We start from the raw sequence: 26,784 nt of genomic DNA, 5'->3' as shown, positions 1-26,784 counted from the left end.
GGAAGATCTTGGTCGATCCCCTGGATAGCAGAGGCCCGTCTCACGTCGCGGTCGTGCTTGACAACGTCAACTGAGCCTTAACTTCGTGGCATTGGTCGGTCAAGTGTGGCTGGCAGTTCCGCAGGCTGGGTACCGCAGGCGCGCGCCATCTGGTCGAGCTCGCCAAGGCCACTGCTGGATTCCGGGTCAGTGTGCGCTGCAAGATACACGCTGGCCAGTTGAGGCAGTGCTCCGACCGCCCCTGCTGCATAGGAGGAGCCGGCGCGCAGTGCCCAGTCCGCGGCATGCCTTCGGTCGGGGCGGGCTGGCTTGGCCCAGCAGAGTGACATCGAGCAGTTCAGCGGCGATCTCGTTGGCCGCGTTCCCGGGGGCTCTACGCAGCCATCGCGCCTGCTCCAACTCGCGCCAAGGATCTGGGGCGGCGTTGAGGCGGAGGCTGCGCAGCACGCCCTTGGGCAGCCGGACTTGCATCCTGGTGTTCATGCGGAACGCGCACTGCAGCGCGAGCAGGCGTGCGGCGGCCGAGGTGCCTGCCGGGAGCGCAGCGGCGAGGTAGCTGAGCATTTCGCAGACTCGGATCTTCTCACCCGGCCCTTTGGGGTGCCTGTGCCGCCGTGTGGTTGCCGGCTGCAGTGGTGCGTGGGCGAGGGCGGTGTCGGGTACGACGGCGGCCTGTGCTGTTGCTACGGCGCAGGCGCTGCAGGCGTCGACGAGCCGCCACAGCCGTCCGCCGCGTTCACATGCGAGGAGGAGACGGATGGGGCCGACGCATCCGCGGTGGCGGGAGTGCCAGCGGCAGCCGCGTTCGTGACACTGGCAGATCCGCAGGTGCGGGGGACGCAGGTCACCTCGCGCATGCCGTGCGAGGTGGGCCAGGGCAGCCGAACGAGCAGAGACTGCGGTGACCGGCGACGGGCGGCCGGCCGCCGTGCTTGCCCTTGCGGGCGGCGCTGACCGAGGACCTCGGCCCCGGGGAGCGTCATGATCTGGGGTTGGCGCTGTGTGTGAGGGCCCTGGACGGGAGCGCGAACAAGGACTGCCTCCCCGTGGCCGCCCTGCCGAAGGGCGGTGTGCTGGTGTCCTGGCTGCTCAGATCCAGAACCGGTGCTTCCGCACAGCTCACCACCGCCACCGGAGTACGCACCTCCCCCCTCACCTCGTCGTGTCGCGTCCTCGGCGGCACCCTGGCGCTGGAGGAGCAGTTCCCCTACCCGAGCAAGAAGAACGTCGTGTTGTCCGCGCACGCCTGTCTCGCCTCACCGGACGACGTGGTCGTCGACCAGACCATCGCGGTGCTCAACTCGAGCCACCTTAGGGGCGTCAGGGGCTGATACCCGCCATATGCGGGCACCGCTCGGCCGCCTCCCCTCACCGGCGCCACTATGCCGGCCGGTGTGCGGCCGTCCTGCCGGGCACCGCGGGCACCAGGCGCGTCACGGTCCGGATGTGACGGTCCGGATGAGGCGGCCCTGAGCCGGTGTCCGGCGGGGCGGTCGGCGGCCTGGGACCGCGGACGATGGCACGCGTACCCCCGGCAACGCCCCAATCACGGCACATGCCGAGCGGGCGGGCGTACACCGGCCGGCTACGGGGGCGTTCGTGCGGCACGGGCTGGGTCAGCCTTGCGCCCCGGTGGGCGCACCACGCCTTCCGGCCCCCTCCGGCACCGGCTTCCCGGGCCTGGGCCGACGCCCCGGTCCGGTCAGCCCTTGCGTGCCTTCACCTCGGCGGTGAGCTGCGGCAGCACCTGGAAGAGGTCGCCCACCACGCCGTAGTCGGCCAGGTCGAAGATCGGTGCCTCGGGGTCCTTGTTGACGGCGACGATCGTCTTGGAGGTCTGCATGCCGGCGCGGTGCTGGATCGCCCCGGAGATGCCGCAGGCGACGTACAGCTGCGGGGAGACGGACTTGCCGGTCTGGCCGACCTGGTGGGAGTGCGGGTACCAGCCGGCGTCGACCGCGGCGCGGGAGGCGCCGACGGCGGCCCCCAGGGCGTCGGCCAGCCCCTCCACCACGCCGAAGCCCTCGGCGGCGCCGACGCCGCGGCCGCCGGAGACCACGATGGCGGCCTCGGTCAGCTCGGGGCGGCCGGTGGAGACCCGCGGGGTGCGGGAGACGACCGTGGTGCCGGTGGCGGTGGCCGAGAACTCCACGGAGACGTTCTCCACCACGCCCGCGGCCGGGGCCGCCTCGGGACTGGTGGCGTTGGGCTTGACGGTGATCACCGGGGTGCCGTGCGTCACCCGCGAGGTGGCCTGGAAGGAGGCGGCGAACACCGACTGGGTCGCGACCGGGCCGCAGTCGCCAGCCCGCAGGTCCACGGCGTCGGTGATGATGCCGGAGCCCAGGCGCAGCGCGACCCGGGCCGCGATCTCGTTGCCCTCGCCGGAGGAGGTGACGAGCACCGCCGCCGCGCCGACGGCCTTGGCGAGCTGCGTCAGCGCGTCGACCTTGGGGACGACGAGGTAGTCGGCGAACTCCGGTGCGTCCGCCACGTAGACCGTGGCGGCGCCGTACTCGCCGGCCTTGGCGGCGATGCCGGCGGCGGCCTCGCCGGCGCCGAGGACCACGGCCGAGGGCTCGCCGATGCGGCGGGCCAGCGTCAGCAACTCCAGAGCCGGCTTGCGGACCACGCCGTCGACGTGGTCGACCAGGACGAGAACCTCACCCATTGCTTCGTGTCTCCTGAAATCTCGTGGTCGGCCGTCAGACGAGCTTCTGCGCGGCGAGGAAGGCGGCCAGTCGCGTGCCGCCCTCACCCTCGTCCTTGACGACGGTGCCGGCCTGGCGCGGCGGGCGGGCGGCGATGGTCTCGACGGCGGTCCAGGCGCCGGTCAGGCCCACCTCGCCGGCTTCGATGCCGAGGTCGTCCAGGTCCCAGGACTCCACCGGCTTCTTCTTGGCGGCCATGATGCCCTTGAAGGAGGGGTAGCGCGCCTCGCCGGACTGGTCGGTCACCGAGACCACCGCGGGCAGGGACGCCTCAAGGTGCTCGGTGGCCGCGTCGCCGTCGCGGCGGCCCCTGACCACTCCGCCCTCGACGCGGACCTCGGACAGCAGGGTGACCTGCGGCACGCCCAGGCGCTCGGCCACCAGGGCGGGGACCACTCCCATGGTGCCGTCGGTGGAGGCCATGCCGGCCACGACCAGGTCGTACCCGGTCTTCTCGACGGCCTTGGCGAGGATGGCGGAGGTGCCGATCACGTCGGTGCCGTGGATGGCGTCGTCGTTGACGTGGACGCCCCTGCCGGCGCCCATGGACAGCGCCTTGCGCAGCGCGTCCCTGGCGTCGTCCGGGCCGACGGTGAGCACGGTGACGTCGGCATCGCCGGATGCCTCGGCGATGAGCAGGGCCTGCTCGACCGCGTATTCGTCGAGTTCCGACAGGAGCCCGTCAACGGTCTCCCGGTCGGTCGTCGTGTCGTCCGCGAAGCGACGGTCGCCGGTCGCATCGGGCACGTACTTCACCAGGACAACGATTCTCAGGCTCACGGCCTGTCTCCCTCTTTACCGACTGGTGTGCAACGTTGGCGGCGGACACCCGCCGGACAGCTCATCGACGCGGCTCGGGAAGCCGGTGGCCGACGGGACCGCGCCCCGGGTTCCGCCCCGGACAGGCTCGGCCGCCGACGACGGGGCGCGGTCCCGGAAAGGGCGGCCACGGGTCACCGTGCGTCCTCGGTGCGGCCCGCTGCTCCGGAGGGCACCGGGCGGCGGACTCGCTGGAAGGCCGCCTGCAGCAACCGTCCCATCAGACGGTGACCGACACCGCTGGTGAAGAAGACCGCGACCAGGATCACCGCACCCTTGACGACGAGCTGCGGCTGGGCCTGGACACCGAGCAGATCCATGATGTTGAGGATGGTGCCGATGGTGAGGCCGCCGACGACGGCGCTAATCGGATTGCCGGTGCCGCCGAACAGCGACGCCCCGCCGACCACCACGGCGGCGATTGAGTTGAGCTCGTAGCCGTCGCCCACGATGGCGCTGCCCTCGGTGAGCTGGGCCGCGATCATGAGCCCGGCGAGGCCGGCGAGCAGCGCGGAGACCATGTAGGCCGACATCACGTCGCGCTTGACGGGCAGGCCGGACAGCCGGGCGGCCTCCGCGTTGCCGCCGATGGCGTACAGCCGCCGGCCGAAGGGGGTGAAGGCCATCACGAGCGCCGCTACCAGCATGACGAGGAAGGCGATGAGCACCGGAGAAGGCAGGGCTCCCAGGTCACCGTCGAAGACGGAGAGGAATCGCTGGTTGGAGATCGCGACCAGGTTGCCGGGCTGGACGATGTAGGCGATGCCGCGGGCGATGCTCATCATCGCCAACGTCACGATGAACGGGGTGATCCGGGCGTATGTGACGCACACGCCGTTGATCAGGCCGATGAGGGCCGCCACGGCCAGCGCGCCGAGGCCGGCGACGACGAACGGCTGCCCGTCCTTCAGCATGATCGCGCCGACGACGGAGGACAGTGCCGCCACCGAACCGACCGACAGGTCGATGCCGCCGGTGACGATCACCGTGAACTGGCCCACCGCCAGGACGGAGACGACGGACGCCGTGATGAGGACGGACAGCAGGTTCCGGCTCGTCAGGAAGTACGGCGACAGGCCGTTGCCCACCACGAGGACGGCGATGAGCACGACGAACAGGTAGGACTTGGAACCGAGTGCCACGGCACTGTCCCGTAGACGGGCCACTGGTGAGCCCGGGCCGCCATCGTCGGACGGTGCGGGACCGTGGGGCGGCCGGGAGATCCGGTCATCCCTCGACGGCGTGGCCGCCGGCGAGTCGACGTGCTTGGTCACGGTGGAATCGCGCTCAGACATGATCTCACTCACTTCTCGTTCAGGAGCACAGGTTCAAGATCGCCGACTCCCCGTCGCGATCGAGTTGGTCACGGTCCACGACTCCCGCCACACGACCGCGCTTCAGGACGACAGCCCGGTCGCACATGAGCGCTTCCTCGAGTTCGGACGTGATGATCAACACGCTGCCGCCATCGTGGACGAACCGGCGGATCAGGTCATAGATCTCCACCTTGGCGCCCACGTCGACGCCTCGGGTGGGTTCGGCGATGATCAGGGTCTTGACGCCGCTGATCAGCCACTTGGCGAGGACGACCTTCTGCTGGTTGCCTCCGCTGAGGTTGCCCACGGGCTGCGAGACGGTACTGGTCTTGATCGACAGTGACTCGCGCATCCGCAGCGCCGCGCGCCTCTCCGCCGGGCGCTGCAGGACGAAGTTGCGGGTGAACTGGCCCAGCGACGCCATGGTCACGTTGCTGCTGATCGACATTCCCAGGACCAGCCCCTGGCTCTTGCGCTCCTCCGGCAGCAGGCCGATGCCGAGGCGGATGGCGTGTGCCGGGCTCTTCAGGCGCCGTTCCTCGCCGTTGACCAGGAACCTGCCGGTGGTCATCGGGCGGGCGCCGAACAGGCAGGCTGCCAGTTCGGCCTGGCCGTTGCCCGCCAGTCCGGTGACGGCGAGCACTTCGCCCGCGTGCAAGCGCAGGTCGACGCCGTTGAGGACGCTGCCGTCACCGAGGCCCTCGGCCGCGAGGGTCACATCGGCGAGCGGCTTGCCGGCGCTCAGTGCCCGCATGCGGATGTGGCCCGGGTCGGCGGTGTCGACGGTCTCGGTGACCATGCGGCCGAGCATCGCCCTGACCACGGTGGCCGGTTCGCTGCCCGCCACGTCGTAGGTTCCGACGCGGCGCCCATCGCGGAACACCGAGACGCGCTGGCATATCTCGTACAGCTCGTCCATGCGGTGCGAGATGTACAGCAGCGTGATGCCGCGGGCCTGCAGGTGACGCAGCACCACGAACAGCCGCTCGACCTCGGGCTTGGACAGCGTGGCGGTCGGTTCGTCCAGCAGGATGACCTTCGCATTGCGGCCCACCGCCTTCGCGATCTCCACGGCCTGGCGCTGGGCCACCGGCAGGGCCTGGACGGGCGTGCGCACGTCGAAGTCGAAGCCGAGCGCGCTCAGCTCCTGACGGGCGCGGGCGCGCGCCGCACGCCAGTCGACGGCGCCCCAGGCGGTCCTGGGCAGGTCGCCCATGCAGATGTTCTCGGCGACCGACAGGTGCGGCACCAGGCTCAGCTCCTGCCAGACGGTGAAGATGCCGGCCTTCTGCGCGCTGTGCGGACTCGGGAAGTGAATGGGGGCGCCGTCGACCTCGATGACCCCGGAGTCGGGCTGTTCGGCTCCGGACAGCATGCGGATGAAGGTGGACTTGCCGGCGCCGTTCTGCCCGACGATGCCGTGAACCTCGCCGGGCATGACTGCCAGGTCCAGGTCGGTCAGTGCCCGGGCCCCCGGATACGTCTTGCTCAGACCGTGCACGGCGACGCGGGGCACCTGCCGGCCGTCCGGGCGGGCCGGGCCCTCGGGCATGGGGGTAATCGGTGTCATGGCTCTCATCCCTTGCCGTTGCCGCCGGCGAAGGCGAGCGAGGGGTCGACGAAGTTCTTGGCGTTCTGCGGGGTCACGACGAGCGGGGGGAGCACGCGTTCGGCCGGCGATCCGTTGCACTGCCCGGTCTTCTTGCCCTGGGCGGCGGCGATCGCCTCCTGCACGGCCATGGCGGCCTGCGTCGGGGGCTGGTTGAGACCGTCCGCGACCATCGGCGCCTTCGGATTGTCGGCCATCGAGCGGACCACATCCATCCCGCCGTCGAAGCTGGCGAGGATCACGTTCGTCGACCCGTCGGGCTTCATCAGTCCCGCGTCCTTGAGGGCCTGCTGGACCGCGGGGGTCACCACGTCGGTCTCGTTGAAGATCACGTTGACGTCGGGGTGAGCGGTCAGCGTGTTGCGCATGGCGGTCAGGGTCGCGTCGGGCAGGGCCTTGCCGTAGTTGTTGGGGATCAGCACGGTCTTCGGTCCTGGATGCTGCCGGAAGTAGCGGTTCCAGCCGTTCATGAAGCCGTTCTGGCGGGTCTCGGTGACCAGCTCCTGCGGGAAGAGCGCCTGCACGTACAGCTTCACTGTGTCGCTCGGCTGGTGGCGGGCGGCGACCGCCTTGGCGGTCGTCTCGCCCACCAGTTCCGCGGTGGCGGCGGCGTCGTCGTGGATGTTGCAGGCCACCCGCTTGGCGAGGTCGGGAGCGACCTGGTCGTTCACCATGATGACCGGAACGTGCGCCCGCTCGGCCTCCCGGATGCCGCCGGCCACCGCCCGGTCGTCGACGGGCTCGACGATGACGGCCTTGGCACCCTGGTTGATGAAGTTGCGGATCTGCTCGATCTGCTGCACGGCGTTGCCCTGGGCGTCCGCCGTCTGCACGCGGTACCCGCGCTTGGCGCCTTCGCTGGCGGCGCTGTGGGCCAGCGTGGCCAGCCAGGAGTTGCCGGCGATGAACCGATTGGTGAAACCGATCATGGGTCGGCTGTCCGCACGGGCGCCGGCGCCGCAGCCGGAGAGGGTCAGGGCCAGGGCCATCAGGCCGCAGACAGCCGTTGTTTTGTGAAGTCGCTTCATTGCGCTCTCCCTCCCTCGTCGAGGAAAAGGTGGGTGGGCCAGGCAGTGGGTGTGCGCACAGCGCAGACGTTCCTGCAGCACGAGCCGACGGCTCGGGGCGGTGTGGATCCAGCGCAGCGGTCGCCGTCAGCGCTGGGCACGTGTAGCAGTCCGGTCCCGTGGACTGTCCACACGGCGAATGGTGGGTACTCGCCGTCCTCTCAGCGGTGGCTCTCGAGGGGGGAGGTAATCGATGTCACAGAAGGTGCCTCACAACCTAGGCACGGCCTTGGGGAGTGTCAAGGGGTCTGCGCCAGGGCTTCGTCGCAGGTCATGGCCGTAAAAGCCGCCGGTGGGACGCGGCTGTAGGTGGCGCGGGGCGCGGCGGAGCCGTCCAGGTCGGCGCAGGCTCGACTGCGCTCCTGGAGCAGGCCGGATCCGGGCCGCGCGTCCGTCCGGGTCCATCAGCCCGGAGGGACGGGCCCGTAGCCCACGGGCTCGGCCAGCGGGCGGTCGCGGTCGATGTGGTCATGGATCAGCACGGGGACGGCCGGGTCGGCGCCGGTGAGCAGGGTTCCCTCGTGCTGGACGGCTGCCGCGGCCCAGCTCAGGGCCTGCCGCAGCGCGCGGTGCCCGCTCCCCCCGGCGGCCAGGAAGCCGGCGAGCAGGGCGTCGCCGGCGCCGACCGCGCTGACCACCCGCGTCACGGGGGCTTCCGCATGGAACACGCCGCTGTCGTCGACCAGGACGGCACCGTCGGCGCCCAGGCTGGCCAGGACGCAGCCGGCGCCCCGGGTGCGCAGGTGCCCGGCGGCGTCGACGACGTCGCCCAGGCACCGCAGGTGGCGTTCGGCCACCTCGGCGAGCTCGTGGGCATTGGGCTTGACGAGGTCGGGGCGGCCGCGCAGCGCGGCGCGCAGCGCGGGGCCGGAGGTGTCCACGGCGACCTTGACGCCCTGGCGGCGGGCCTCGTCGGTGAGCCTGGCGTAGAAGGTCTCGGGCACTCCGCCGGGCAGACTGCCGCCGCAGGCGAGCCAGGCGACGTCGTGCGTCTCCTTGAGCGCCGCCAGCATCAGCGCTTCCGCCTCGGCGGGGTCCAGGGTGGGCCCCGCCTCGTTGATCTTGGTGACGGTGCCGTCGGGTTCGACCAGGCTGATGTTGCTGCGGACGTCGTCGGCGATGGGCACAGTGCGGTGGGGCACGTCGGCGCAGCGCAGCATCTCGGCGAGCTGGGCGCCGGCGGGCCCGCCCACGGGCAGTACGGCGAGTACCTCCCGGTCGTGGGCGCGCAGGGCGAGGGCGACGTTGACGCCCTTGCCACTGGGCTCGCTGCTGCTGCGCCGGCTGCGGATGACGGTGCCCCGGGGCAGGGCGTCGACGAAGACGGTGCGGTCGACGCTGGGGTTGGGGGTGACGGTGATGATCATGTTTGTTCCACCTGGAGGCCCGCGGCCCGCAACGCCTTCAGCTCGGCGGGCGGCAGGCCGTTGTCGGTGATGAGCAGGTCGATGTCGGACAGGTCTGCGTGCTTGCACAGGCTCACGGCGCCCACTTTGCTGTGGTCGGCGAGCAGGATGCGGCGGCGGGCGCTGGCGGCCATCAGCCGCTTGACGGCCGCCTCCGCCGGGTCGGGGGTGGTCAGGCCCCGCTCGGCCGAGATGGCGTTGGTCCCGAGGAAGGCGACGTCGACGTTGATCTCGGCGAGCGCGCGGGCCGCCCAGTCGTCGACCTCGGCGAGCGTCACGGGCCGGACCCGGCCGCCCAGGGTATGGACGGTGAGCAGCGGGCGGTTGATCAACGAGAGCGCGATGGGCAGGGTGTTGGTGTAGACGGTGAGCTCACGGTCGCCGGGGATCAGCTCGGCGAGCCGGGCGGTGGTGGAGCCCGCGTCGATGAGGACGGCTCCGTGGGCCGGGAGATGGGCCAGCGCCGCCCGGGCGATGCGGGTCTTCTCCTCGGAGTAGTACGTACGGGAGGACACGGCCGGCTCGAAGGCGAGCTGCTCGACGGGGACGGCGCCGCCGTGCACGCGGCGCAGCAGCCCCTGCCGTTCGAGTGCGATGAGGTCCTTGCGGACCGTCTCCTTGGTGACGTCGAGGTGGGCGGCGATCTCGGCCGCGTCGACGCGCCCGGCGGCGCGCAGCCGGGTCAGGATGGCCTGCTTGCGCTCGGCGGCGTAGGGGGCGCGTCCGGACGGTGCGCCGGGGCCGTCGGACGACGGGACGGGGGGAGTCATCGGTGCTCCGGGGTCGGGGCGGGAAGGAACGGCGGTCGTGCCGTGGGCGCGGTGACCGGACCGGTGCGGATATGGCAGGTGCTCACCACGACCTGGTCCTTTCTCGCGGGCGGCGGTGGGGGCTCCGGTCTCGGGAGGGGCCGGAGCCGGGCGCGGTTCAGGGGAGAGCCGGGAAGTCCTCCGTGCCGGCGTAGACGCCGGCGGCCAGGCCGGCCAGCAGTGCGGCACCACGTGCGCCGGCCTCCTGGACGCGGGCGGTACGGAGCGGGCCGAGGACCCTCCGCTTCACGTCGAGCAGTCCCTGGCTGCGGGACCAGCCTCCGGTGACGACCAGTGCCTGGTGGTCGCCGACGGCCGCCGACATGGCCTGGTGCACGTGTGCGGCCTGGGCGGTGACCGCCTCCAGGGCCGCCCGCCAGACGTCGGCCGGACCGAGCCCCTGGGCGATGCCGGTGATGCTCAGGGAGTCGTCGTCGACGCCGGTGACGCTCAGGGCGCGCGGGTCACGCGCCAGCGCCTCCCTGTCCAGGTCGGGCAGGTCCTCCCTGGTCCGCCCCAGCAGGGCGAGGACCCGTTGGAGCGCCAGTCCGCCCTGCGTGCCGCCGAGCAGACACCACCGGTCCTCCAGAACGTGCCAGCCGGTGGTGATCCCGGCCCGGGCCAGCGTGCTGACCGCCGAGGGGGAGAGGCCGGCAGGGACCGTGCGGACCAGCGCCTCCGCGGTGCCGCAGGAGTCCAGCTCGTCCCCCGGGCCGCAGGCGTCGGCGCCGACGGTCGCGGCTTGGTGGTCATGGCCGGCGACGGTCACGGTGGCGCCCGTGAGGCGGGGAATGCCAGCGATGTCGGTGACGGTGCCCAGCGGCGTGCCAGCCGTGACGAGATCGGGCATCAGCGAGCGGTGCGCGCCGGACCACTCCAGGGCGGTGGGCCACCACTGCCGCGTGCTCAGCTCGAGCCAGCCGGTGCGGGAGGCCAGTGACTGCTCCGCCGCCTCCTGCCCGCCGAGCCCGCGGACCACCCACTCGGCGATGTTGAGCCGGCGGACCGCGGACTTGGTCTGGGGGTGGTGCGCCAGCAGCCAGCGGTGCTTGGTCAAGGACCACTGGCCGCGCAGCGGAAGTCCGGTGCGGGCGGCGAAGTCGTCATCCCCCACCGCCGCCCGCAGGTCGGCCACCTCCGCCTGGTCGCGGCTGTCGTGCCAGGCGATGACGGGGGCCAGCGGGGCGCCGTGCGCGTCCAGCAGGACTCCGGACTCGCCCATGCTGGTGACGCCGACGGCGAGAACGGGTCCCTGCGGTGCCTGGGCCACGGCTTTCGCCAGCGCCTCGCGGGCTGCCGTGAGCAGGGCTTCGGCACTCATCTGGGCCCCGTGCTCGGTGAGCGTCCATGGTGTGGCCGCGTCGGCCTGACCTACGGGACGGCCCTCGGTGGTGAAGACGACGGCCTTGCTGGTGGTCGTCCCCACGTCCAAGCCGACGAGCAGCGCAGTCATCCGTCCCGCCTTCACTTGTGATTGCTCACTTGGTATTCGATGGGTATCGTTGCGTTTCGTTGGAGGCGTGTCAAGGGCCGTCGTGACGTGCACCGTCCCGGCCCACACGCAGCCCGGCGCCGACCTCTGGCGCAGCGCCCGCGCGCCCGTCCCTCACTCGGAGGCAGGACATGCCGCTTGTTCCTACCCAGGTCATCGTTGACAAGGCCCGCGCCGAGGGCGTGGGGGCAGGAGCGTTCAACGTCATCACGCTGGAGCATGCCGAAGGCATCGTCGCCGGCGCCGAGCAGGCCGGGGCGGCGGTGATCCTGCAGATCAGCCAGAACGCGGTGGCCTTCCACGACGGCAGGCTCGCCCCCGTCGCCGCGGCCGCCGCCGCCGTCGCCGCCCAGGCCACCGTGCCGGTCTCCCTGCATCTGGACCACGTGGAGGACACCGCTCTGCTGCATCAGGCCGCCGACGCCGGTCTCAGTTCGGTGATGTTCGACGCCTCCAGGCTGGACTATGAGGCGAACGTCGCCGCCACCCGGGCCGCAGCCCGGTGGGCCCACGAGCGCGGCCTGTATCTGGAGGCGGAACTGGGCGAGGTGGGCGGCAAGGACGGCGCCCACGCTCCGGGCGCGCGCACCGACCCGGCGCAGGCCCGTGCCTATGTGGCCGCCACCGAGGTGGACGCGCTCGCCGTCGCCGTCGGAAGCTCCCACGCCATGACGACCCGGGCCGCCCGGCTTGACCACGCCCTCATCGCCGAGTTGCGGGAGGCCGTGCCGGTCCCGCTGGTGCTGCACGGCTCCTCTGGCGTCGGCGACGGGGAGCTGCGCTCCGCGGTCGCCGCCGGCATCGTCAAGGTCAACATCGGCACGCTGCTGAACGTCGCCTTCACCGCGGCGGTGCGCGAGACATTGGGCGATACGGCTGTGGTCGACCCCCGCGCCTACCTCGCCCCGGCCCGCGCGCAGCTGTCCGCGGTGGTGCGGGACCAGCTGCGCGTGCTGAGCTCGCGGCCGGCGTGAGCCCCGGCGGGCGGCGCGATGGCCGCCGACCGGCTGCGGCGCGCGCCGACGCCGGACACAGCACGCGACGCGCGCCGACGCCGGGCACGGCCTGCGCCGGCCCGTGCGAAGCCGCGCCGCAGGGGACGGCGGCCCGCCGGGCCGAGACCGGCGGCCAGGCCCGCAAGCGATCCGCTGAGCCCGTATCAGCAGGCCCTGCCCGCACGCCGCGCAGTGCGGGCGGCGGCTGGGGCGGCTCGGCATGCCCGGGGCCCGTGTCCGGCCACGAAGGCCGCACCGGCCCGGCGGGGCGCGAGCCTCGGCGAAGTGGCCCGAAGAGCCTTGACACCTCCCAGGGCCGTGCCTACGTTGTGTCCACCTTTTGACATCGATTACCTACCCGCGACGCACCCAGACGAGAGGAGGCGAGTCGCTTGATCCGTACCAGTGCGGACAGCCGGCTCAGCCGGACTGCCGCTGCGATCTTGGCGGCCGCCTGATGGGGGTGCGGGAACTCGCGGCGGTAGCGGCGGTCCTGCGCGGGACACGATCCGCGGCGCCGGATGCCATGGGCCGGGCTGCCCGCCACCGGGTTGGCGGCACGCCCACGATCCTCGGCGGGACGCGTGCGGTGGTACGGCGGCCAGGGCCGACGTGGAAGGGTGGGACGGCATGAACGCCGGCAGACCGGTGCGGCTCAAGGACGTGGCCGTGGCCGCGAACACGAGCAGCAAGACCGCTTCCCGGGTGATCAACGGAGACCCGCGGGTCGCCGCCGAGACGCGCCGGCGCGTCGAGGAGGCGGTCGACCGGCTCGGGTATCGCGTCGACCCGCTTGCCAGGTCGCTGCGTCGGGGTGTCGACGACACGATCGGCGTCATCGTCGAGTCGATCGCCGACCCGTTTTTCGCGGCGGTCATCAGTGAGATCGAGACCGCCGCACTGCAGCGCGGGCTGAACGTGATCGTCGCCAGCAACCGGCGCATTCTCAACCGGGAGAGATCGATCGTCGACACTCTTCAGCAGCGCCGCGTGGCAGGGCTCATCATCACTCCGCACACGGTTGAGTCGTCGTTTCCCATGCCCATTGCGACGCCCGTGGTTTTTCTCGACCGCCATCCGAAGGATTACCCGGCGGATGTCGTCGTATTCGATGACAGGGGCGGCGCGCGGACGGCCGTGCGCCATCTCATTCGCTATGGGCACCGCAGAATCGCCTTCATCAGTGACGACCTGTGCATCGAGACCTCCCGGAACCGGCACGCCGGGTATCTGGACGCCCTCGCCGAGGCGGCCCTGCCCGTCGTCCCGGAGATCATCGCGACGGACTGCGCCGACGCCACCGACGCGGAGAACCGCACCGACGGGCTGCTGGATCTCCCCCAACCGCCGACCGCCGTCTTCAGCGCCCGCTCCGAGACGTCGCTCGGCGTCGTGAAGGTCCTTCACCACCGCAGACGCACGGACATCGCCTTCGTCTCGTTCGGTGACTTCGCCCTGGCCGACGTCCTGTCGCCGGCCGTCACGGTCCTCGAGCACCCCCCGGAGCTCCTAGGACGGCTCGCCGCCGAACGGCTCTTCGCCCGGCTTGACGGCGACCAGAACGATCCCCTCAGCACGGTCATCCCGCTGCGCCTGATCCCCCGCGGGTCCGGCGAGATCCCGGTCGTGCCCGCGGCCACCGTTGCGGACCACCCACGAGTGGGCGGGCCATGACGCCCTCCTTTTCCGTCCCTTCGACGCGGCCAGACGCCACGTCGAAAGGGAAAAGGGAAGTTCCGGCATTCCGAAGCCGGCCTTCATCTCGCGTTATCCGGGCACTCGGACCGTGGGCAGCGTGCCGTTCGGTCGAATCCCAAGCTCGTGCTGCCATAAGCAATCTGTCGGGCTGTCAGACTTCCTGAAAGGGTTGACAGTCCCCAAGGCTGCTGCATAGCGTCAAGTCAGATTTGACATCGATTACCCAGAACGGGCCGGCAATCCGCTCGACGGTCGTCGCCAGTTGAGCGACCGACCGTGTGGCCCGCACTTCCCAGCCTGGTGGCGCCCGCACCGCACGCGGCGCGAACCGACATCACCGAAATGAGCCGGGCCGAGCAGCCCCGGTGCAAGCAGGAGGAATCAGCAATGGTTGACCCGTACGCAGTGGTGGCGATCTCGCCGCGCATCGTCACCATGAAGAAGCGTGAGGACGCGCTGGAGAACGCCAAGCGCATCTGCGACTTCATGGACCCGGCAGTCCAGGTCGCCGCCACCGAGGGTGCCCCGGTGAAGCTGGTCGTCCTGCCCGAGATGGCCATCCAGGGCATGCCCATGGACTTCGCGGCCGGCAACCGGGCGGCGCACGAGGCCTTCGCCCTGGACATCCCCGGCCCGGAGACCGACGTCCTCGCTCAGAAGGCCCGCGAGCTCAACACCTACATCGCCGCCGAACTGCTCATGGTGCGTGACCCCGACTTCCCCGGTCACCTGTTCAACGTCGCCTTCCTCATCAGCCCGGAGGGCGAGGTCGTCTACAAGCGGGCCAAGGCCACGAGCGACGCCTACGAGGGCGGCGCGCTCGGCACGACCAACCCCCACGACATCTACGACGAGTGGGTGGAGAAGAAGGGCAAGGGCAACGCCCTCGACGCCATCTTCCCCGTTGCGAAAACCGAGATCGGCAACATCGGCTACATCATCTGCCACGAGGGCGCCTACCCGGAGATCTCCCGGGGCCTGGCGATGAACGGCGCGGAGATCCTCATCCGGTCGACCCTGATCGACCCGCAGGTCAGCCACGGCATGTGGGAGCTGCAGAACCGTGCCCACGCCATGTTCAACCAGGTCTACGTCGTCTCTCCGAACCTCGGCCCGCAGATGAACGACGACGGGCACATGTTCGACCTGTTCGGCGGCCGGTCGATGATCGTGGACAACAAGGGCCGCATCGTCACCCGCCAGGAGGGCCTCAGCGCGGGCGACTCCTTCATCAGCACGGTCATCGACGTGGAGGCGCTGCGCCGCTCCCGCATGCTCAACGGTGTCACCAACTGGTTCAAGGACCTGCGCACCGAGCAGTACGCGGCCATCTACGAGCAGCCCATCTACGAGAAGAACCAGTACGCCGAGGAGCTGCCGCAGGAGGGCTGGCTCGCGCGCGAGGCCGTCCGCCGCAGCAAGAACATCGAAAAGCTCGTGCAGCGCGGCGTTCTCACGCCCCCCTCGGCCTGACGCCACCGCCTCCGCCCGGCCCTTGGGCAGCGCGTCCGTTCCAGGGCCGGGCAGCACCTCACCACTGTTCAGGAAGAAGCAGGCAGATGAAGGCAGCCGTACTCGAACAAGCAGCCCCGATCGAAGACAAGCCGCTGCGACTGCGGGAAGTCGCCGAGCCGACCCCCGGCCCGAGCCAGATCGTCATCAAGGTCACGGCGTGCGGCGTGTGCCGGTCGAACCTGCACATGGTCGAGGGAGACTGGCTGCCGGCCACCCCGGCCCGCCTGCCCATCATCCCCGGACACGAGGTCGTGGGAACGGTCTCGGCGGTCGGCAGCGCCGTGGGCCACCTCTCCCTGGGAGACCGGGTCGGGGTCCAGCCCATCTGGTCCACCTGCGGCGGCTGCGAGTTCTGCCTGTCCGGGCGGGAGCAGCTCTGCCGTGCCAGGCAGATCACCGGAGAGACCCTCGACGGCGGCTACGCGGAGTACATGCTGGCCGAGTCGGCGTACGCGCACCCGATCCCGGAGGGTCTCTCCGACGCCGAAGCCGCGCCGCTGTTCTGCCCCGGTATCACGGCCTACGGCTCGGTGAGCAAGGCCGCCCTGTCCCCCGGGCAGAAGGTCGCCGTCCTGGGCGTCGGCGGAGTGGGCCACATGGTGATCCAGATGGCCCGTCTCACCGGGGCCGACGTGTACGCGGTCACGCGAAGTGCCGTGCACCGGCAAGTCGCCGAGGAACTGGGCGCGTTCCGGTCCCACAGCCCCAAGGGCACCCAGGGCAGCTTCGTCCCCGACGCCGCCCTCGACGCGGCCATCGTCTTCGCTCCCTCCGCCGCCTCGGTCGCCGAGGCGGTGCGCATCACCAAGCCGGGAGGCCGTATCGTCCTCGGTGTCGCCGAGCGCGTGCCCGACCCGATCGACATCGGAGACGAGAAGGTCATCGTCGGCTCCGTACTCGGCAACCGCCGGCAGATGCGCGAGGTGCTTGACCTGGCCGCCGCCGGCAAGCTGCGCAGCATCCACGCCGACTTCCCGCTGGACGAGGCGAACGACGTGCTGCGGATGCTCAAGGCCGGCGAGATCCGGGCGCGCGCCGTCCTCGTTCCCTGAGATTCGCTGAGATTCCCCGGCATTCCCTGATCGTTCCCTGACCACTTCCTGAGCGTTTCCCGATCCCCACCGTCGTTCGCAAGAGATGCGAGGTCGAGCGTGTCGGTCACGTCCGATGGCGAGCCCCCGGGCCCGGTCCGCTACGGCATCGTCGGCCACGGCTGGCGCGCCGATTTCTACCTTCGCCTGGCCCGCCAGGTACCGGAGCGTTTCCAGTGCGTCGGCGCGGTGACCCGCCGAGCCGACGCCGGCGCCCGACTGGAACAGCGGTGGGGCATCCCGACCTACCGGCGTCCCGAGGACCTCGTCGCGGCCGCGGCCCCCGAGGTGGTCGTCACCTCGGTGCCGAGGCAGGCGAACCCGGACGTGGCCGCCGCGCTGGTCGGGCTCGGCACGGCGGTGCTGTCGGAGACGCCGCCCGCCGCCGACGCTGACGGGCTGCGCCGGCTCTGGGCCGGCGTGGGCGGCACCGACCTGGTTCAGGTCGCCGAGCAGCACCCGTATCTGCCGGTCGTCGTCGCGTTGCGGACGCTGATCGCGGACGGTGTGCTGGGGCAGATCAGCTCCGCGCAGGTGTCCTGGACGCACGACTACCACGCCGTCGCACTGCTTCGGACCCTGCTGGGCGTGGCGGCCGAACCGGCCCGGGTGAGTGCCGTGCGCACCACCAACCCGCTGCTCGAAGGTCCCGACCGGGGCGGCTGGCCGGCGACGCAGCGGACGTGCCCCGCCGACCACACCATCGCGGTGCTGGAGATGGCGGGCCGCACCGGCGTGTACGACTTCAGCGACGGGCAGTGGTTCAACCCCTGGCGCCGCCGGCAGGTGATCGTACGGGGCAGCCACGGCGAGATCGTCGGCAACGAGGTCACCTGGAGCGCGGAGAACGGCACGCCGGTCAGCGCGTCGATCGTACGTCGGCACACCGGCCTGGACGGCAACCTGGAGGGCGCCGGCCTGGACACGCTGAGCTGGTCGGGGCGTGTGCTCTACCGCAACCCGTACCCCGGAAGCCGCATGTCCGACGAGGAGATCGCCATCGCCACCTGCCTGGAGCAGACCGGCCTGTGGCGGCGCGGCGCCGCTCCGGCGCCGTACCCGCTGGCCGACGCGTGTCAGGACCACCTGCTGGCCCTGGCGATCCACGCCGCCGCAGACGCCGGATCGCCGGTCACCACCGGTGTCGAGCCGTGGGCGGCGGCCGTCCGGCCGACCGTGGGGAACGCGCCCGGCCGCCGGGCACTCGTGGCCGGGGGGTGACAGAAGTCAAGCGGGTGGCAACCTTCTCTCCGTTTTGCTAGTAATTCCCGGTTTGCCAGACGAACCGGTATCTCGGTGGCCTCGACGCAGGAGGCCGCGACGCCGCACAGGAGTGGTTGGTGTGGGTTCCAGTAATGATCACGCAGATGTCCTGATCGTCGGAGCGGGGACTTCCGCGGGCATTGCCGCCAGGCATCTGGCCGAGGCGGGGTTCAAGGTCGTCTGCCTCGAACAAGGGGGGTGGGTGGATCCGGGGAACCTGCCGGGCAACAAGCCCGAGTACGAGTTGGCCGGATCCAAGGACTGGCACCCGGACCCGAACGTCCGTGGCCGCCAGGAGGACTACCCGGTAGACCACAGCGAGTCGGACCTGCCGGTGTGGATGTACAACGGCGTGGGCGGCTCGAGCGTGCTCTACGGCGGCATCTGGGCACGGGCCCTCCCCTCCGACTTCCGGGCACGCACGCTCGACGGCGTGGCCGACGACTGGCCCCTCACCTACGACGAACTCCTCCCGTACTACCAGGCCGTCGAGCGGGAGATGCGCGTCGCCGGTCTCGCCGGAAACCCCGCTTACCCCGCGGGGTTCGAGCCGCCCCTGCCGGCCGCACCGATCCACCGCACCGGCCGGACCATGGCTGAGGGCATGAACAAGCTCGGTTGGCACTGGTGGCCCGGGACCAACTCCATCCCGACGGTGAACCAGGGCAGGGAGGGCCAGTGCGTCCGCTACGGCGTGTGCCGGATGGGCTGCCCGGAAGGTGCCAAGTCGTCCACCGACGTCACCCACCTGCCGGAGGCCGTGACCCTGGGAGCGAAGGTCATCACCCGCGCCCGGGTCGCCCGGGTGACGCTCGACGAACGCGGTCGCGCCAACGGAGCCGTCTACCTGCGCGACGGCCACGAGCACTTCCAGTCCGCTTCGCTGGTCATCCTGGCGGCCGGCGGCATCGGGACTCCCCGGCTGCTCCTGATGTCGGCCTCCGGCCGCTACCCCGACGGCCTGGCGAACTCCTCGGGGCTGGTCGGAAAGCGGCTCATGCTGCACCCGTACGCCGCCTCCGTCGGCGTCTACGAGGACGACCTGGAGAACTGGCTGGGGCCGGCCGGCGAGCACATCGCCTCGATGCAGTTCTACGAATCCGACCCGTCGCGCGGGTTCGTGCGCGGCGCCAAGTGGTCGCTGCTGCCCATCGCGGGGCCCCTGGAGGCTGCGGAGAAGTGGACGCACCCCGGAAGTCTCAGCGGCGAGGAGTTGTGGGGTGAGGGCTCGGCGGCGAGGATGAAGGAGTTCGTCCGGATGCTGCAGTGGCACGTCGTCCCGGAGGACCTCCCGGAGGAGACCAACTCCGTCTCACTGCACGCCTCGCTCACCGACTCCGACGGGCTGCCGGCGGCCAAGGTGCACTACCGGGTCTCCGAGAACACGCGCCGGATCGTCGACTTCAACCTGGCGAGGAGCCTGGAGGCGCACGAGGCGGCCGGCGCGACGAGGGCCTGGGTCGCCGGACGCGACTTCATGACCGGGCACAACACCGGCACCGCCAGGATGGGCGACGACCCGGGCACCTCGGTCGTCGACCGCTTCGGCCGGGCGCACGACGTGCCGAACCTCTACATCATCGACGCGAGCGTGTTCCCCACCTCGACGGGTGTGAACCCGACCGCCACGATCTGCGCCCTGGCGAAACGTACCGCCAGCTTCATCGCGTCCAAGGCCCGGGAACAGGAGGTGGCGTCGTGACCGCCCCAGACCTTTCGACCGAACTCGGGGACGCCTCGCGGGTCCGCCTCGCGGACCTCGCCGACGTCCTCCTCCCCGGCGGACCCGGCCTCCCGTCTGCCAGTGAGGCGGACGTGGCGGGCCAGTGGATCAATCGGGCGCTGGCCGCCAACCCCGACCTGGCTGGCGCCGTCACCCGGGTGCTCGCGATTCCCGGCGCCCCCGACCGGGTACTCCGGGATCTACGGCTGGACCATCGCGAGGTGTACGACACATTCGCGTTCGCCGTGGCCGGCGCCTACTTCATGAACCCCGCCGTGCGCCGTGCCCTGGGTTATCCGGGCACCGCGCCACGCCGACTGCCCGCGGCCGAAGGAGAAGCCGACTACTACCTCGAGGACGACGTTCTTGGACCGGTCATCGCTCGGGGGGCGATCTACCGCCGAGTGCCGAGATGACGCCGGCGTCCGCTGCCCCGCCCGTCAACTGACCGGCCGGGCAGGGGCTGGTGCCGCCTGGGGGTGACCGCAGGTCCGGTGCTGTTTCCTGGACGCCGTCAGCCACACCCCCGGGTACAGCCGGGGCGTCGACCCCGCCGACGCCCGCACGGCGACGGCAGGATGCCTGGATGCCCGCCGCCGGTGTAGGCGCCCTGGGACCGTCTTTCGCGACGGGCAACCGTCACCGGCCAACTTCCAGACGTGTTCGCGTACTTCGGCCCGAACCGTGCGCAGCGCGGCCAGACCCGTTTCCCTCCTGCGGCCAGCTGGCCGACCAGGCGGGAGACCGTCGGATCGGAGGCCACTGGCCCGAACACGGCCGGCTCCGCCAGGCGTCCGGCGGTGACGCGGCGGTGTCCCAGGGGTGTGTGAGCCGCGCCCAGAGCGGCCGGTTGGTGGTCTCGGGAGCGCGGCTGGAGCTGTACGCGGCGGCGCTGGGATATCCGCCGGATCTGCTATGTCTGGATCCGCAGGTACACGGGGTCGGCGTAGGGCTCGTCCACCACCGCAAGCGTGCGTCGTTGACCGTCTCCGCCCTCCGGCGCCAGCATGCCCATCTCGCCCTGACGCGGGTTCAGTTGCAGGGCATCGCCGCGTGCCGATCCGGTCTCGGTGTGCGGACTGCGGCCATCCCCACTGTCGAACTCGACGCCCTGACCACGGCCAAGGACGCCGCCCGGCAGGTTCGCAAGGCCTGGGGTATGCCGCCGGGCCCGGCGGCGGACATGACGGCATCGCTGGAGGCGGCCGGAACGCTGGTAGTCGCGCGTGATCTGGGCAGCGCCCGGCTCGATGCGGTCAGCCAGTGGGACGGAACGCAACCGCCGCTCATTCTGGCCAACGACCACGCGCCCGCAGACCGCTACCGCTTCAGCCTGGCGCACGAACTGGGGCACCTGGTCCTGCACCGGTCTCCCGGCGACAGCGCCGTGCAGGAGCGGCAGGCCGACGATTTCGCTGCCGAGTTCCTCATGCCCGCGCGTGACATCCGCTCCGCCTTCACGCCTCGCGTCGACCTGGAACTGCTGGCCCGGCTGAAGCGGGAGTGGAAGGTGTCGATGGGTGCGCTGCTGCGCCGGGCGCAGAGTCTGAACATCGTCACGGACTGGCAGTACCGCAACGTGATGGTGGAGATGTCCGCGCTGGGATACCGCACGGCCGAGCCGGTCGAGATAGACCGGGAACGGCCCCGGTACGTCCCCGGGCTGATCCGCTCTGCTCTGGTCGCCGGGATGAGTGAGGAGGAGCTGGCCCGCTGTGCGCGGCTGCTGCCCGAGGACTTCCAGCTGCTGTACGCCCCGCGCCAAGGCACGGCGGTGAATTCTGCTTCGAAGGTGAGGCCATGACTGAGCCGTTCCCCTCCCCGCGCCCGGCCGCCGGTTTTGATCCCGCGGAGCCTCCCGACCCTCCTCTCACCCAACTGCCGTCTGTACTTGGCAGTTGCGGGGCCGGATGCTGCTGCAGGCTGGGGTGAGCCGGGTCGGTTACATCCGCGCGCAGCTCGATCCGCTGTGCAGCGGGCTCGTCGTCAGCGGTCCCGGGGCGGCGGTGAAAGTCCGCAAGCTGCGCGAGGAGGGGTTTACCGCATACATGGCAACCCTGCACTGTACGCAGACGCCAGCCATTGCGATCCGCGCACCGTCACCGACGACTCCTCCGTTCGCCGCAGAGCGTCCAGCGAGAACGGCCTGAGATCGATCACCTCGAGCAGGCAGCAAGGACGGCCAGGCCTCCTGCCGGGCAGGAGTCAGACGTGAGCTCGTGCCGGGAACGCGAAGAGGCCCGGATCGCGTAGATCAGGGCCCCTTCGGCAGTAGCGGGGACAGGATTTGAACCTGCGACCTCTGGGTTATGAGCCCAGCGAGCTACCGAGCTGCTCCACCCCGCGTCGGTATCCCCCACCGTACGCCATCCCAACAGGCGCCCAAGACCACCTTCCGGCGCAGGGCTCTATGCGGCGAAGCCGACGTTGGTGACGTACTCGTACTAGCCCCGAGCTGGAGAACGAACTCCTTGAGCTCGCCCGCCAGCAGATCCCGACCTCCTGGAGTTGCTCGGCGTCGGTGCAATCACCGCAGCTCAGATCCTGGTCAGCTGGTCACACCGGGCAGGTTCCGTTCCGAGGCCGCCTTCGCTTCCTTCGCCGTGTCGATCCCAGCCTCGTCGGGCCTCACGAACAAGCACCGGCTGAACCGGGGCGGCGACCGCCAGCTGAACCGAGCGATGCACACGATCACCCTGATCAGGATGCGGCTCGATCCTGCCACGAAGACGTACGTCGCCCGTCGCATCAGCGAGGGCAAGAGCTCCCGGGACGCCCAGCGATGCCTCAAGCGCAACATCTGCCGCCAGATCTTCAAGATCCTCGAACGAAGGAACCAGCGGACGTGGAAGAGCTTCCTCAAGCGGCTTGACACGACATAGCAGCCTCGGGGGGGTCCCTCCGCCACCCGCCCGCTTACGCAGGAGTTCATCGGATCAACCGGCCCGGACCTTTGGGGGGACTCCCCCGGATAGTGAGGCAGCTGCATCCAGAGGGCCTCGAGCGACACAAAGTGGTGCGGGCGGGGTGGTTGTCAGGTGAGCCCGAGCAGCGGCGGGGCAGCGCCAGGGGCCGGCGCTCCGCTGCCTCTGAACCTCAACCGAACATCCTGTGTACCAACCGCGTGCAGGGGGCGATCCTCAGCACGGCACAAGCGGGCGCCAGTAAGAACGGCCTCGGCCCGTACGCGAGCCGGGCGGCCGACGCCCTGACCTACTCCCTAGCAGACACGGGGACGACACTGGCGGCCCCCGAAAGGTTGAGCGGCGCCATGCGGAGCTACCCGCCGCAGGCGCGAGACGACGTGCAGCCGGTGTGCCGAGTTACCTCCGCGGTGCGGGGGCGACTACTGCAGCAGGGGTTTCCTACGTTGATCCAGTTGTCAAGGAAGCGACGCCACTTCGAGCGAGAGTTCATTCGAAGAGGTGGCGAATGGTGGCGCATATGCCGGAGCAACCGAAAAGGCCCCCGTGGCGCAACCGTGGCGAATACGCTCCTGCTTGGACGGTGTACCTCGCGTCGCCGCAGCGTCTCCCTCGCCGCAAGTGCACGGTTGTACGAGAGGAGACGCAGTGGAAGAAGACGAGCAGGGCAAGCCGTTGTGGAGGAGGCTGCGCAGGGCCCCTAGCTGGGTTCTCGCGGCTGGTTCATTCCTGGTCAACACGACTCGACTGGTACTCGAGATCGTCAGGAGCGGCCACGGATCCTAGCTAGGGGTCCATCTCGCGGGCAGGGGGCGTGCTGGTACAGGCGTCCCCTGTCTCGTTCGTGCCCTTGATCAAGGGTACGAACGTGATATCACCAACGTAGACCACAGCCACGATTCGCGGATGGTGATTTCACTTTGGCGCCCCGAATTGGTGGCGCTGTAATCTACGGCGGACCCAAAGTTGCCGGACCATCGCTGCTCGACCAATGCTGGCGCGGCAAAGCTGGCCGACCAAAGCCGCGGACGAGTCATTGCCGACGGCGCAGCCGCTGGTCGCCATAGCAGGTCGTACCAAAACCCTGCTGGGCTGGATCTGCCGCTTGCCGAAGAATTCGAACACCTGCTCTAGCCGTGTGACCTTGCCGCAGCACCGGACGGCGGATGATGCTGGACGCCCTCTGCCCTGCTCGGCGCATATCGCACGGAATATGGGCGCAATACGTTCGTTCCGGGTCCGGCAGCGCGTCCCGGCGTTGGCATGGAGTGGCAGCAGCGCCGGCCGGGAGCTGACGGGCAGCCAAAGTGACGGGCCGCCCCTGCAGTCATCGGCCGGAGGATCCGTTAGGTAAGCCCCGGATCATCGTCTTGTCCAGCCACGTCGCCGAGTAGGCCGCATCGTGGAGGGGTGCCTCGACAGCTCCCCCGGAGGCGCCCCGCGTTTCAGGCCTTGGCCGCTGCGACCTTTCGCATGCGGCCGGTCAGCTCCCGTACCGCGCCCGTTCGAGCGTACGGGGCTAGGTCGGAGCGCATCGTGGCGAAGTGGTCGTCGCCGCGGACGGACGAGATATGTTCGTACTCGTCGAGGAACCGTGCCCACGACTCGCATGAAGCGTCCAGGTGTCCGTAGCGCAACTGCCGTTGTGCGAGCACCGCGTAGGCGTGTGCACGGCCTTGCCGCTCCTGCGCTGGCTGCACTCGGATCGACTGCTTCATCGTGCGAATGCTGCCCGCCAGGTCGCCCTCCTCCTTCAGCACATGGGAGACGTGAAAGAGGTAGGCGGTCCGGTCGTATCCGCCGATGGCGTCCCGCCGGTTGTCTGCGCGTCCGAGTGCCTCCTCGGCCTCGCGCAGCCGGGTGTGGGCCTGGTGGCGGTCGCCCACCATCGACGCCGCGTGCGCCTGTTGCCCGCGCAGGAAGGCCACCAGGCGGGGACCGGCTGACGGTGCGGCTTCGGCTGCGGAGTCTGCCAACTGGAGCGCCATCCTCCCGTGGCCCAGGTTCGAGGCCTGCAACGACATGCCGCGCAGCGTCCGGCAGTAGGTGACGTGGTCGCCGGCCTCGTCGGCGAGTTTCAACGCCTTGGCGTAGTACGTCTGCCCCAGGCCGTGGGCTTTCTCGTACATGGCCATCCAGCCCGTGAGGTACGTCAGGTCGGATGCGGCGGCGAGCATGTCCCGGTGCACGGTTTCGGAGGCCTGCGCCCGCAACCAGGGCCCGACCGTATTCACGAGGAACGCGGCCGCCATCGGCCGGGCGTGACCAGCTCCGAACTCGTCGAGGATGTCCGCGATCCGCTCTGTCATCGACCGAACCGAGGCGACTTGTGAGGCCCCGATCCGGGTGGTGGCCTTGCCCGGTGTCACCGGGTCGTCGGCGGCCCGCGCACTGCGTTGAAACACGGGAACGGACATGGCAGCAGAGAAGACGGTTGCGGCCAGGACGCCGCGGCGGGATGGATCCATGTCCGCCCTTCCTAGGTCGATCAACTCCTCGACTGTGTCGACTGATTGAAGGGTGTCACCGGGCCGGCCCGGTTGAAGCCCGGCTTCCGCATGGGTGATCGGTCGCCCTAGTCGTGCGGACAGTGCCTCGAGAATCAGCGGCCTGACCGCGGGTTTCGGCGGCGTACCGGCGATCCAGTGCGCAACGGCCGTGCGGTCGTAGGTCAGATGCAATCCCGCCTGGGGGCCGAGCCGATTGACTTGCTGCGCCAACTGCGTGCGAGTCCATCGTGCCTGTTCAAGCAGCCTGTCCAGGGCGGGGTTGGGCGTGCGTTTCCTCGTGGCCATGTCCTCAACTCCCGACAGCTCCATGGCGTTCACGGTGTTCACGGTCCCACCTGCTCACCACGGTACCCGCAGACAGTGACCGCGCGATTACCTCTTACAAGGAAAGCGAACGATCTCGGCCCAGGGAGCAGCGGTGACGAGCGCACCACCCTTGAAGACTGGCTTCGCCACACCATCGGGTGATCTCGGCGGCGGCGAGCGCAAACACCTCCGCCCGAGCCTGGCCGCTGACCTGATGAGCGTCAGCTTCGCGGTGTCCGTCCGTCCCGCCGGGGGAAGCGTCGACGAGGCCGACGCGCGTCGCGTGAGGATGGCCCGCCTGGTCACGGCGGCCCGGCTGCGGTACTGCGGCCTGGACGCGCTGATCGACGACGCGGCACTCATCGTGTCCGAGCTGGTCACCAATGCGATCCTGCACAGCGGCGGCACGCAGGTCACGTTCACCATGGCGGTCCGTGATGGCGTGCTGCACCTGGCCGTGCACGACGAGGTGCCCGGCGGGCCGGCGGTCTGCGCTGCGGACAGCGAATCCGAGCGCGGCCGCGGCCTGTTCCTCGTCGACGCCCTCGCCCGCGAGCACGGCGGGAAGTGGGGCAGCACCAACGAAGGCGCGACCATCTTCTGTGATCTCGCGCTGACGGGAGCCGCGCAGTGACCGCGGTCGGGGCGTTACCGAGGTACCCCGCCGAGCGGTGGGCGCCACCCGACATCGACCTGGAGATGCTGCTGGAGAAGCTGCAGCAGTGGCAGCCGTTCGCCGGCGACGCCTTCCTGGACGACGTCACGGCCATCCTCGAGGACTCGCCCGCCGAGGAACTGGTGGAGTACCTGGTCGAGCGCATGCGCGGCTACTCGATGAGCCTGGTGGACATTGCGCTCACCCACGCCCCGCAAAACGACACCACCACGGAGCTGATCGCACAGGCCCGCGCTGTGCGCTCCGAGGAATTTCCCGGCGACTACCGGCAGGCCGTGGGCTTCCTGCGGCGGATGGCGTCCATCTTCCTGGAGCTGTTCGAGTACCTGGTCGCCACCAGGTGCGTGCGGGAGGCCTCATGAGAGTTCCCCCCAGCATCGACGCCGGCCACTTACGCCGCACGTACAAGACCGTGATCGGCGAGACGCGGATCGGCCGCCGAGACCTGAACGAGGAACACGAGGCGCACCGTGCGCACTTGGGCGGTCTCTTGCGAGGGCAACTCCAGCTTCTGCTCCGGGACCTCGAGCCACGCGTCCCCAAGATGCGCCAGGATCTCCGCGCGACCGCCCTGCACGTCGTCACCCGCGCCAGTGGGGCTCTGTCGCTGAGCCTGACCGAGGCGCGGGACCCTGCCCACCTGTACGACATGGCGGTCCTTGTGCGCTCGCTCCTCACGCTGTACCAGTTCCCGGCTGCGCACTCCCCGCCGGTCACAAGCTCCGCCCGCAGTTGACCCGGCGGTCGGCACGGGCGGAAGTGCGGCGCTGGGGCCACGCCCCCGACGGCTTCAGCGCCGCACGTAGATGGCGCGCTGCGCCTTACCCCAAGACTCCCGCACCGGCTCACCTGGG

At 70.4% G+C, this 26,784-nt stretch carries 22 protein-coding genes, 1 tRNA gene and 2 pseudogenes; 14 read left to right on the top strand and 11 right to left on the bottom strand.

Annotation, left to right across the window (positions count from 1 at the left end):
- Positions 1–1,046 precede the first annotated feature (1,046 nt).
- Entirely contained in the window at positions 1,047–1,331 is a 285-nt protein-coding gene (locus tag ACFQ9Z_RS36800; RefSeq protein WP_383030461.1) for a hypothetical protein, read from the top strand.
- A gap of 371 nt (positions 1,332–1,702) precedes the next feature.
- On the opposite strand, the gene ACFQ9Z_RS36795 is transcribed toward ACFQ9Z_RS36800, so the two are convergent.
- The 8 genes from ACFQ9Z_RS36795 to ACFQ9Z_RS36760 form a co-directional block, all read right to left on the bottom strand.
- Positions 1,703–2,671 carry an electron transfer flavoprotein subunit alpha/FixB family protein gene (locus ACFQ9Z_RS36795; RefSeq protein WP_383030458.1) on the bottom strand — a complete coding sequence of 323 codons (969 nt, stop codon included), beginning with the start codon at positions 2,669–2,671 and terminating at the stop codon, positions 1,703–1,705.
- 34 nt (positions 2,672–2,705) lie between these two features.
- The gene (locus ACFQ9Z_RS36790; protein WP_383030456.1) at positions 2,706–3,491 is read right to left on the bottom strand and encodes an electron transfer flavoprotein subunit beta/FixA family protein; all 786 of its coding nucleotides are present in this window, start codon (positions 3,489–3,491) and stop codon (positions 2,706–2,708) included.
- Between the two features lie 173 nt (positions 3,492–3,664).
- Complete coding sequence (locus ACFQ9Z_RS36785) at positions 3,665–4,672, bottom strand: ABC transporter permease (protein ID WP_383030453.1); 1,008 nt, start codon at positions 4,670–4,672, stop codon at positions 3,665–3,667.
- A 172-nt stretch (positions 4,673–4,844) separates the two neighbouring features.
- Entirely contained in the window at positions 4,845–6,416 is a 1,572-nt protein-coding gene (locus ACFQ9Z_RS36780; protein WP_383030450.1) for a sugar ABC transporter ATP-binding protein, read from the bottom strand.
- A gap of 5 nt (positions 6,417–6,421) precedes the next feature.
- Positions 6,422–7,483: a sugar ABC transporter substrate-binding protein gene (locus tag ACFQ9Z_RS36775; RefSeq protein ID WP_383030447.1), complete on the bottom strand. Its 1,062-nt coding sequence runs from the start codon at positions 7,481–7,483 to the stop codon at positions 6,422–6,424.
- A gap of 443 nt (positions 7,484–7,926) precedes the next feature.
- Positions 7,927–8,889: a 1-phosphofructokinase gene (pfkB, locus tag ACFQ9Z_RS36770; RefSeq protein ID WP_383030445.1), complete on the bottom strand. Its 963-nt coding sequence runs from the start codon at positions 8,887–8,889 to the stop codon at positions 7,927–7,929.
- Positions 8,886–9,698: a DeoR/GlpR family DNA-binding transcription regulator gene (locus ACFQ9Z_RS36765; RefSeq protein WP_383030443.1), complete on the bottom strand. Its 813-nt coding sequence runs from the start codon at positions 9,696–9,698 to the stop codon at positions 8,886–8,888. Before ACFQ9Z_RS36765 ends, pfkB begins: the two co-directional genes overlap by 4 nt.
- 157 nt (positions 9,699–9,855) lie before the next feature.
- Complete coding sequence (locus ACFQ9Z_RS36760; RefSeq protein WP_383030440.1) at positions 9,856–11,190, bottom strand: L-fuculokinase; 1,335 nt, start codon at positions 11,188–11,190, stop codon at positions 9,856–9,858.
- A 170-nt stretch (positions 11,191–11,360) separates the two neighbouring features.
- On the opposite strand from ACFQ9Z_RS36760, the gene ACFQ9Z_RS36755 reads away from it, so the two are divergent.
- From ACFQ9Z_RS36755 to ACFQ9Z_RS36725, 7 genes are all read left to right on the top strand, one after another.
- Positions 11,361–12,203, top strand: a complete 843-nt coding sequence (locus ACFQ9Z_RS36755; RefSeq protein ID WP_383030438.1) for a class II fructose-bisphosphate aldolase — start codon at positions 11,361–11,363, stop codon at positions 12,201–12,203.
- Between the two features lie 651 nt (positions 12,204–12,854).
- Positions 12,855–13,898 carry a LacI family DNA-binding transcriptional regulator gene (locus ACFQ9Z_RS36750; RefSeq protein ID WP_383030435.1) on the top strand — a complete coding sequence of 348 codons (1,044 nt, stop codon included), beginning with the start codon at positions 12,855–12,857 and terminating at the stop codon, positions 13,896–13,898.
- A 411-nt stretch (positions 13,899–14,309) separates the two neighbouring features.
- On the top strand, positions 14,310–15,395 hold the full coding sequence (locus ACFQ9Z_RS36745; protein WP_383030432.1) for a nitrilase-related carbon-nitrogen hydrolase: 1,086 nt from the start codon (positions 14,310–14,312) through the stop codon (positions 15,393–15,395).
- Positions 15,396–15,481: 86 nt separating this feature from the next.
- Complete coding sequence (locus tag ACFQ9Z_RS36740; RefSeq protein ID WP_383030429.1) at positions 15,482–16,489, top strand: alcohol dehydrogenase catalytic domain-containing protein; 1,008 nt, start codon at positions 15,482–15,484, stop codon at positions 16,487–16,489.
- A gap of 99 nt (positions 16,490–16,588) precedes the next feature.
- Complete coding sequence (locus ACFQ9Z_RS36735; protein WP_383030427.1) at positions 16,589–17,749, top strand: Gfo/Idh/MocA family protein; 1,161 nt, start codon at positions 16,589–16,591, stop codon at positions 17,747–17,749.
- 244 nt (positions 17,750–17,993) lie between these two features.
- Entirely contained in the window at positions 17,994–19,493 is a 1,500-nt protein-coding gene (locus ACFQ9Z_RS36730) for a GMC family oxidoreductase (protein WP_383030422.1), read from the top strand.
- Positions 19,490–19,930, top strand: a complete 441-nt coding sequence (locus ACFQ9Z_RS36725) for a hypothetical protein (RefSeq protein WP_383030418.1) — start codon at positions 19,490–19,492, stop codon at positions 19,928–19,930. The genes ACFQ9Z_RS36730 and ACFQ9Z_RS36725 overlap by 4 nt, the downstream gene beginning before the upstream one ends.
- 213 nt (positions 19,931–20,143) lie before the next feature.
- Here ACFQ9Z_RS36725 and ACFQ9Z_RS36720 read toward each other — a convergent pair.
- Positions 20,144–20,301: pseudogene (locus ACFQ9Z_RS36720) on the bottom strand (IS1380 family transposase); the annotation flags it as partial.
- Between the two features lie 39 nt (positions 20,302–20,340).
- Here ACFQ9Z_RS36720 and ACFQ9Z_RS36715 point away from each other — a divergent pair.
- Positions 20,341–21,318, top strand: a complete 978-nt coding sequence (locus ACFQ9Z_RS36715; RefSeq protein ID WP_383030416.1) for an ImmA/IrrE family metallo-endopeptidase — start codon at positions 20,341–20,343, stop codon at positions 21,316–21,318.
- A gap of 468 nt (positions 21,319–21,786) precedes the next feature.
- On the opposite strand, the gene ACFQ9Z_RS36710 is transcribed toward ACFQ9Z_RS36715, so the two are convergent.
- Positions 21,787–21,860: transfer RNA gene (locus ACFQ9Z_RS36710), tRNA-Met, on the bottom strand.
- Between ACFQ9Z_RS36710 and ACFQ9Z_RS36705 the strand changes: the two are divergent.
- Positions 21,824–22,192, top strand: a pseudogene (locus ACFQ9Z_RS36705) (hypothetical protein); the annotation flags it as partial. The gene ACFQ9Z_RS36710 and the pseudogene ACFQ9Z_RS36705 sit on opposite strands and share 37 nt — an antisense overlap.
- A 27-nt stretch (positions 22,193–22,219) precedes the next feature.
- Positions 22,220–22,396 (top strand): hypothetical protein, encoded by a 177-nt coding sequence (locus ACFQ9Z_RS36700; RefSeq protein ID WP_383030465.1) that lies wholly within the window; start codon positions 22,220–22,222, stop codon positions 22,394–22,396.
- A 1,487-nt stretch (positions 22,397–23,883) separates the two neighbouring features.
- On the opposite strand, the gene ACFQ9Z_RS36695 is transcribed toward ACFQ9Z_RS36700, so the two are convergent.
- On the bottom strand, positions 23,884–25,233 hold the full coding sequence (locus ACFQ9Z_RS36695; protein WP_383030463.1) for a hypothetical protein: 1,350 nt from the start codon (positions 25,231–25,233) through the stop codon (positions 23,884–23,886).
- 235 nt (positions 25,234–25,468) lie between these two features.
- Here ACFQ9Z_RS36695 and ACFQ9Z_RS36690 point away from each other — a divergent pair, with 235 nt between their 5' ends.
- The 3 genes from ACFQ9Z_RS36690 to ACFQ9Z_RS36680 are packed head-to-tail and all read left to right on the top strand — an operon-like array spanning position 25,469 to position 26,666.
- The gene (locus ACFQ9Z_RS36690) at positions 25,469–25,888 is read left to right on the top strand and encodes an ATP-binding protein (protein ID WP_383030413.1); all 420 of its coding nucleotides are present in this window, start codon (positions 25,469–25,471) and stop codon (positions 25,886–25,888) included.
- Positions 25,885–26,292 (top strand): DUF6415 family natural product biosynthesis protein, encoded by a 408-nt coding sequence (locus ACFQ9Z_RS36685; RefSeq protein ID WP_383030411.1) that lies wholly within the window; start codon positions 25,885–25,887, stop codon positions 26,290–26,292. The genes ACFQ9Z_RS36690 and ACFQ9Z_RS36685 overlap by 4 nt, the downstream gene beginning before the upstream one ends.
- Entirely contained in the window at positions 26,289–26,666 is a 378-nt protein-coding gene (locus ACFQ9Z_RS36680) for a hypothetical protein (RefSeq protein ID WP_383030408.1), read from the top strand. The genes ACFQ9Z_RS36685 and ACFQ9Z_RS36680 overlap by 4 nt, the downstream gene beginning before the upstream one ends.
- Positions 26,667–26,784: the final 118 nt, after the last annotated feature.

This window comes from Streptomyces sp. NPDC056580 (assembly GCF_042793175.1).
Lineage (GTDB): Bacteria > Actinomycetota > Actinomycetes > Streptomycetales > Streptomycetaceae > Streptomyces.
The sequence above is the reverse complement of the archived record's forward strand: the minus strand, read 5'-3'. Positions and strand labels throughout refer to the sequence as shown.

Excerpts from the sequence above, each read along its gene's own strand:
- ACFQ9Z_RS36795 (WP_383030458.1), bottom strand. The coding sequence starts at position 2,671 with ATGGGTGAGGTTCTCGTCCTGGTCGACCACGTCGACGGCGTGGTCCGC.
- ACFQ9Z_RS36780 (WP_383030450.1), bottom strand. The coding sequence starts at position 6,416 with ATGACACCGATTACCCCCATGCCCGAGGGCCCGGCCCGCCCGGACGGC.
- ACFQ9Z_RS36775 (WP_383030447.1), bottom strand. The coding sequence starts at position 7,483 with ATGAAGCGACTTCACAAAACAACGGCTGTCTGCGGCCTGATGGCCCTG.
- pfkB (WP_383030445.1), bottom strand. The coding sequence starts at position 8,889 with ATGATCATCACCGTCACCCCCAACCCCAGCGTCGACCGCACCGTCTTC.
- ACFQ9Z_RS36765 (WP_383030443.1), bottom strand. The coding sequence starts at position 9,698 with ATGACTCCCCCCGTCCCGTCGTCCGACGGCCCCGGCGCACCGTCCGGA.
- ACFQ9Z_RS36760 (WP_383030440.1), bottom strand. The coding sequence starts at position 11,190 with ATGACTGCGCTGCTCGTCGGCTTGGACGTGGGGACGACCACCAGCAAG.
- ACFQ9Z_RS36755 (WP_383030438.1), top strand. The coding sequence starts at position 11,361 with ATGCCGCTTGTTCCTACCCAGGTCATCGTTGACAAGGCCCGCGCCGAG.
- ACFQ9Z_RS36750 (WP_383030435.1), top strand. The coding sequence starts at position 12,855 with ATGAACGCCGGCAGACCGGTGCGGCTCAAGGACGTGGCCGTGGCCGCG.
- ACFQ9Z_RS36745 (WP_383030432.1), top strand. The coding sequence starts at position 14,310 with ATGGTTGACCCGTACGCAGTGGTGGCGATCTCGCCGCGCATCGTCACC.
- ACFQ9Z_RS36740 (WP_383030429.1), top strand. The coding sequence starts at position 15,482 with ATGAAGGCAGCCGTACTCGAACAAGCAGCCCCGATCGAAGACAAGCCG.
- ACFQ9Z_RS36700 (WP_383030465.1), top strand. The coding sequence starts at position 22,220 with ATGCGGCTCGATCCTGCCACGAAGACGTACGTCGCCCGTCGCATCAGC.
- ACFQ9Z_RS36695 (WP_383030463.1), bottom strand. The coding sequence starts at position 25,233 with ATGGCCACGAGGAAACGCACGCCCAACCCCGCCCTGGACAGGCTGCTT.
- ACFQ9Z_RS36690 (WP_383030413.1), top strand. The coding sequence starts at position 25,469 with ATGAGCGTCAGCTTCGCGGTGTCCGTCCGTCCCGCCGGGGGAAGCGTC.
- ACFQ9Z_RS36680 (WP_383030408.1), top strand. The coding sequence starts at position 26,289 with ATGAGAGTTCCCCCCAGCATCGACGCCGGCCACTTACGCCGCACGTAC.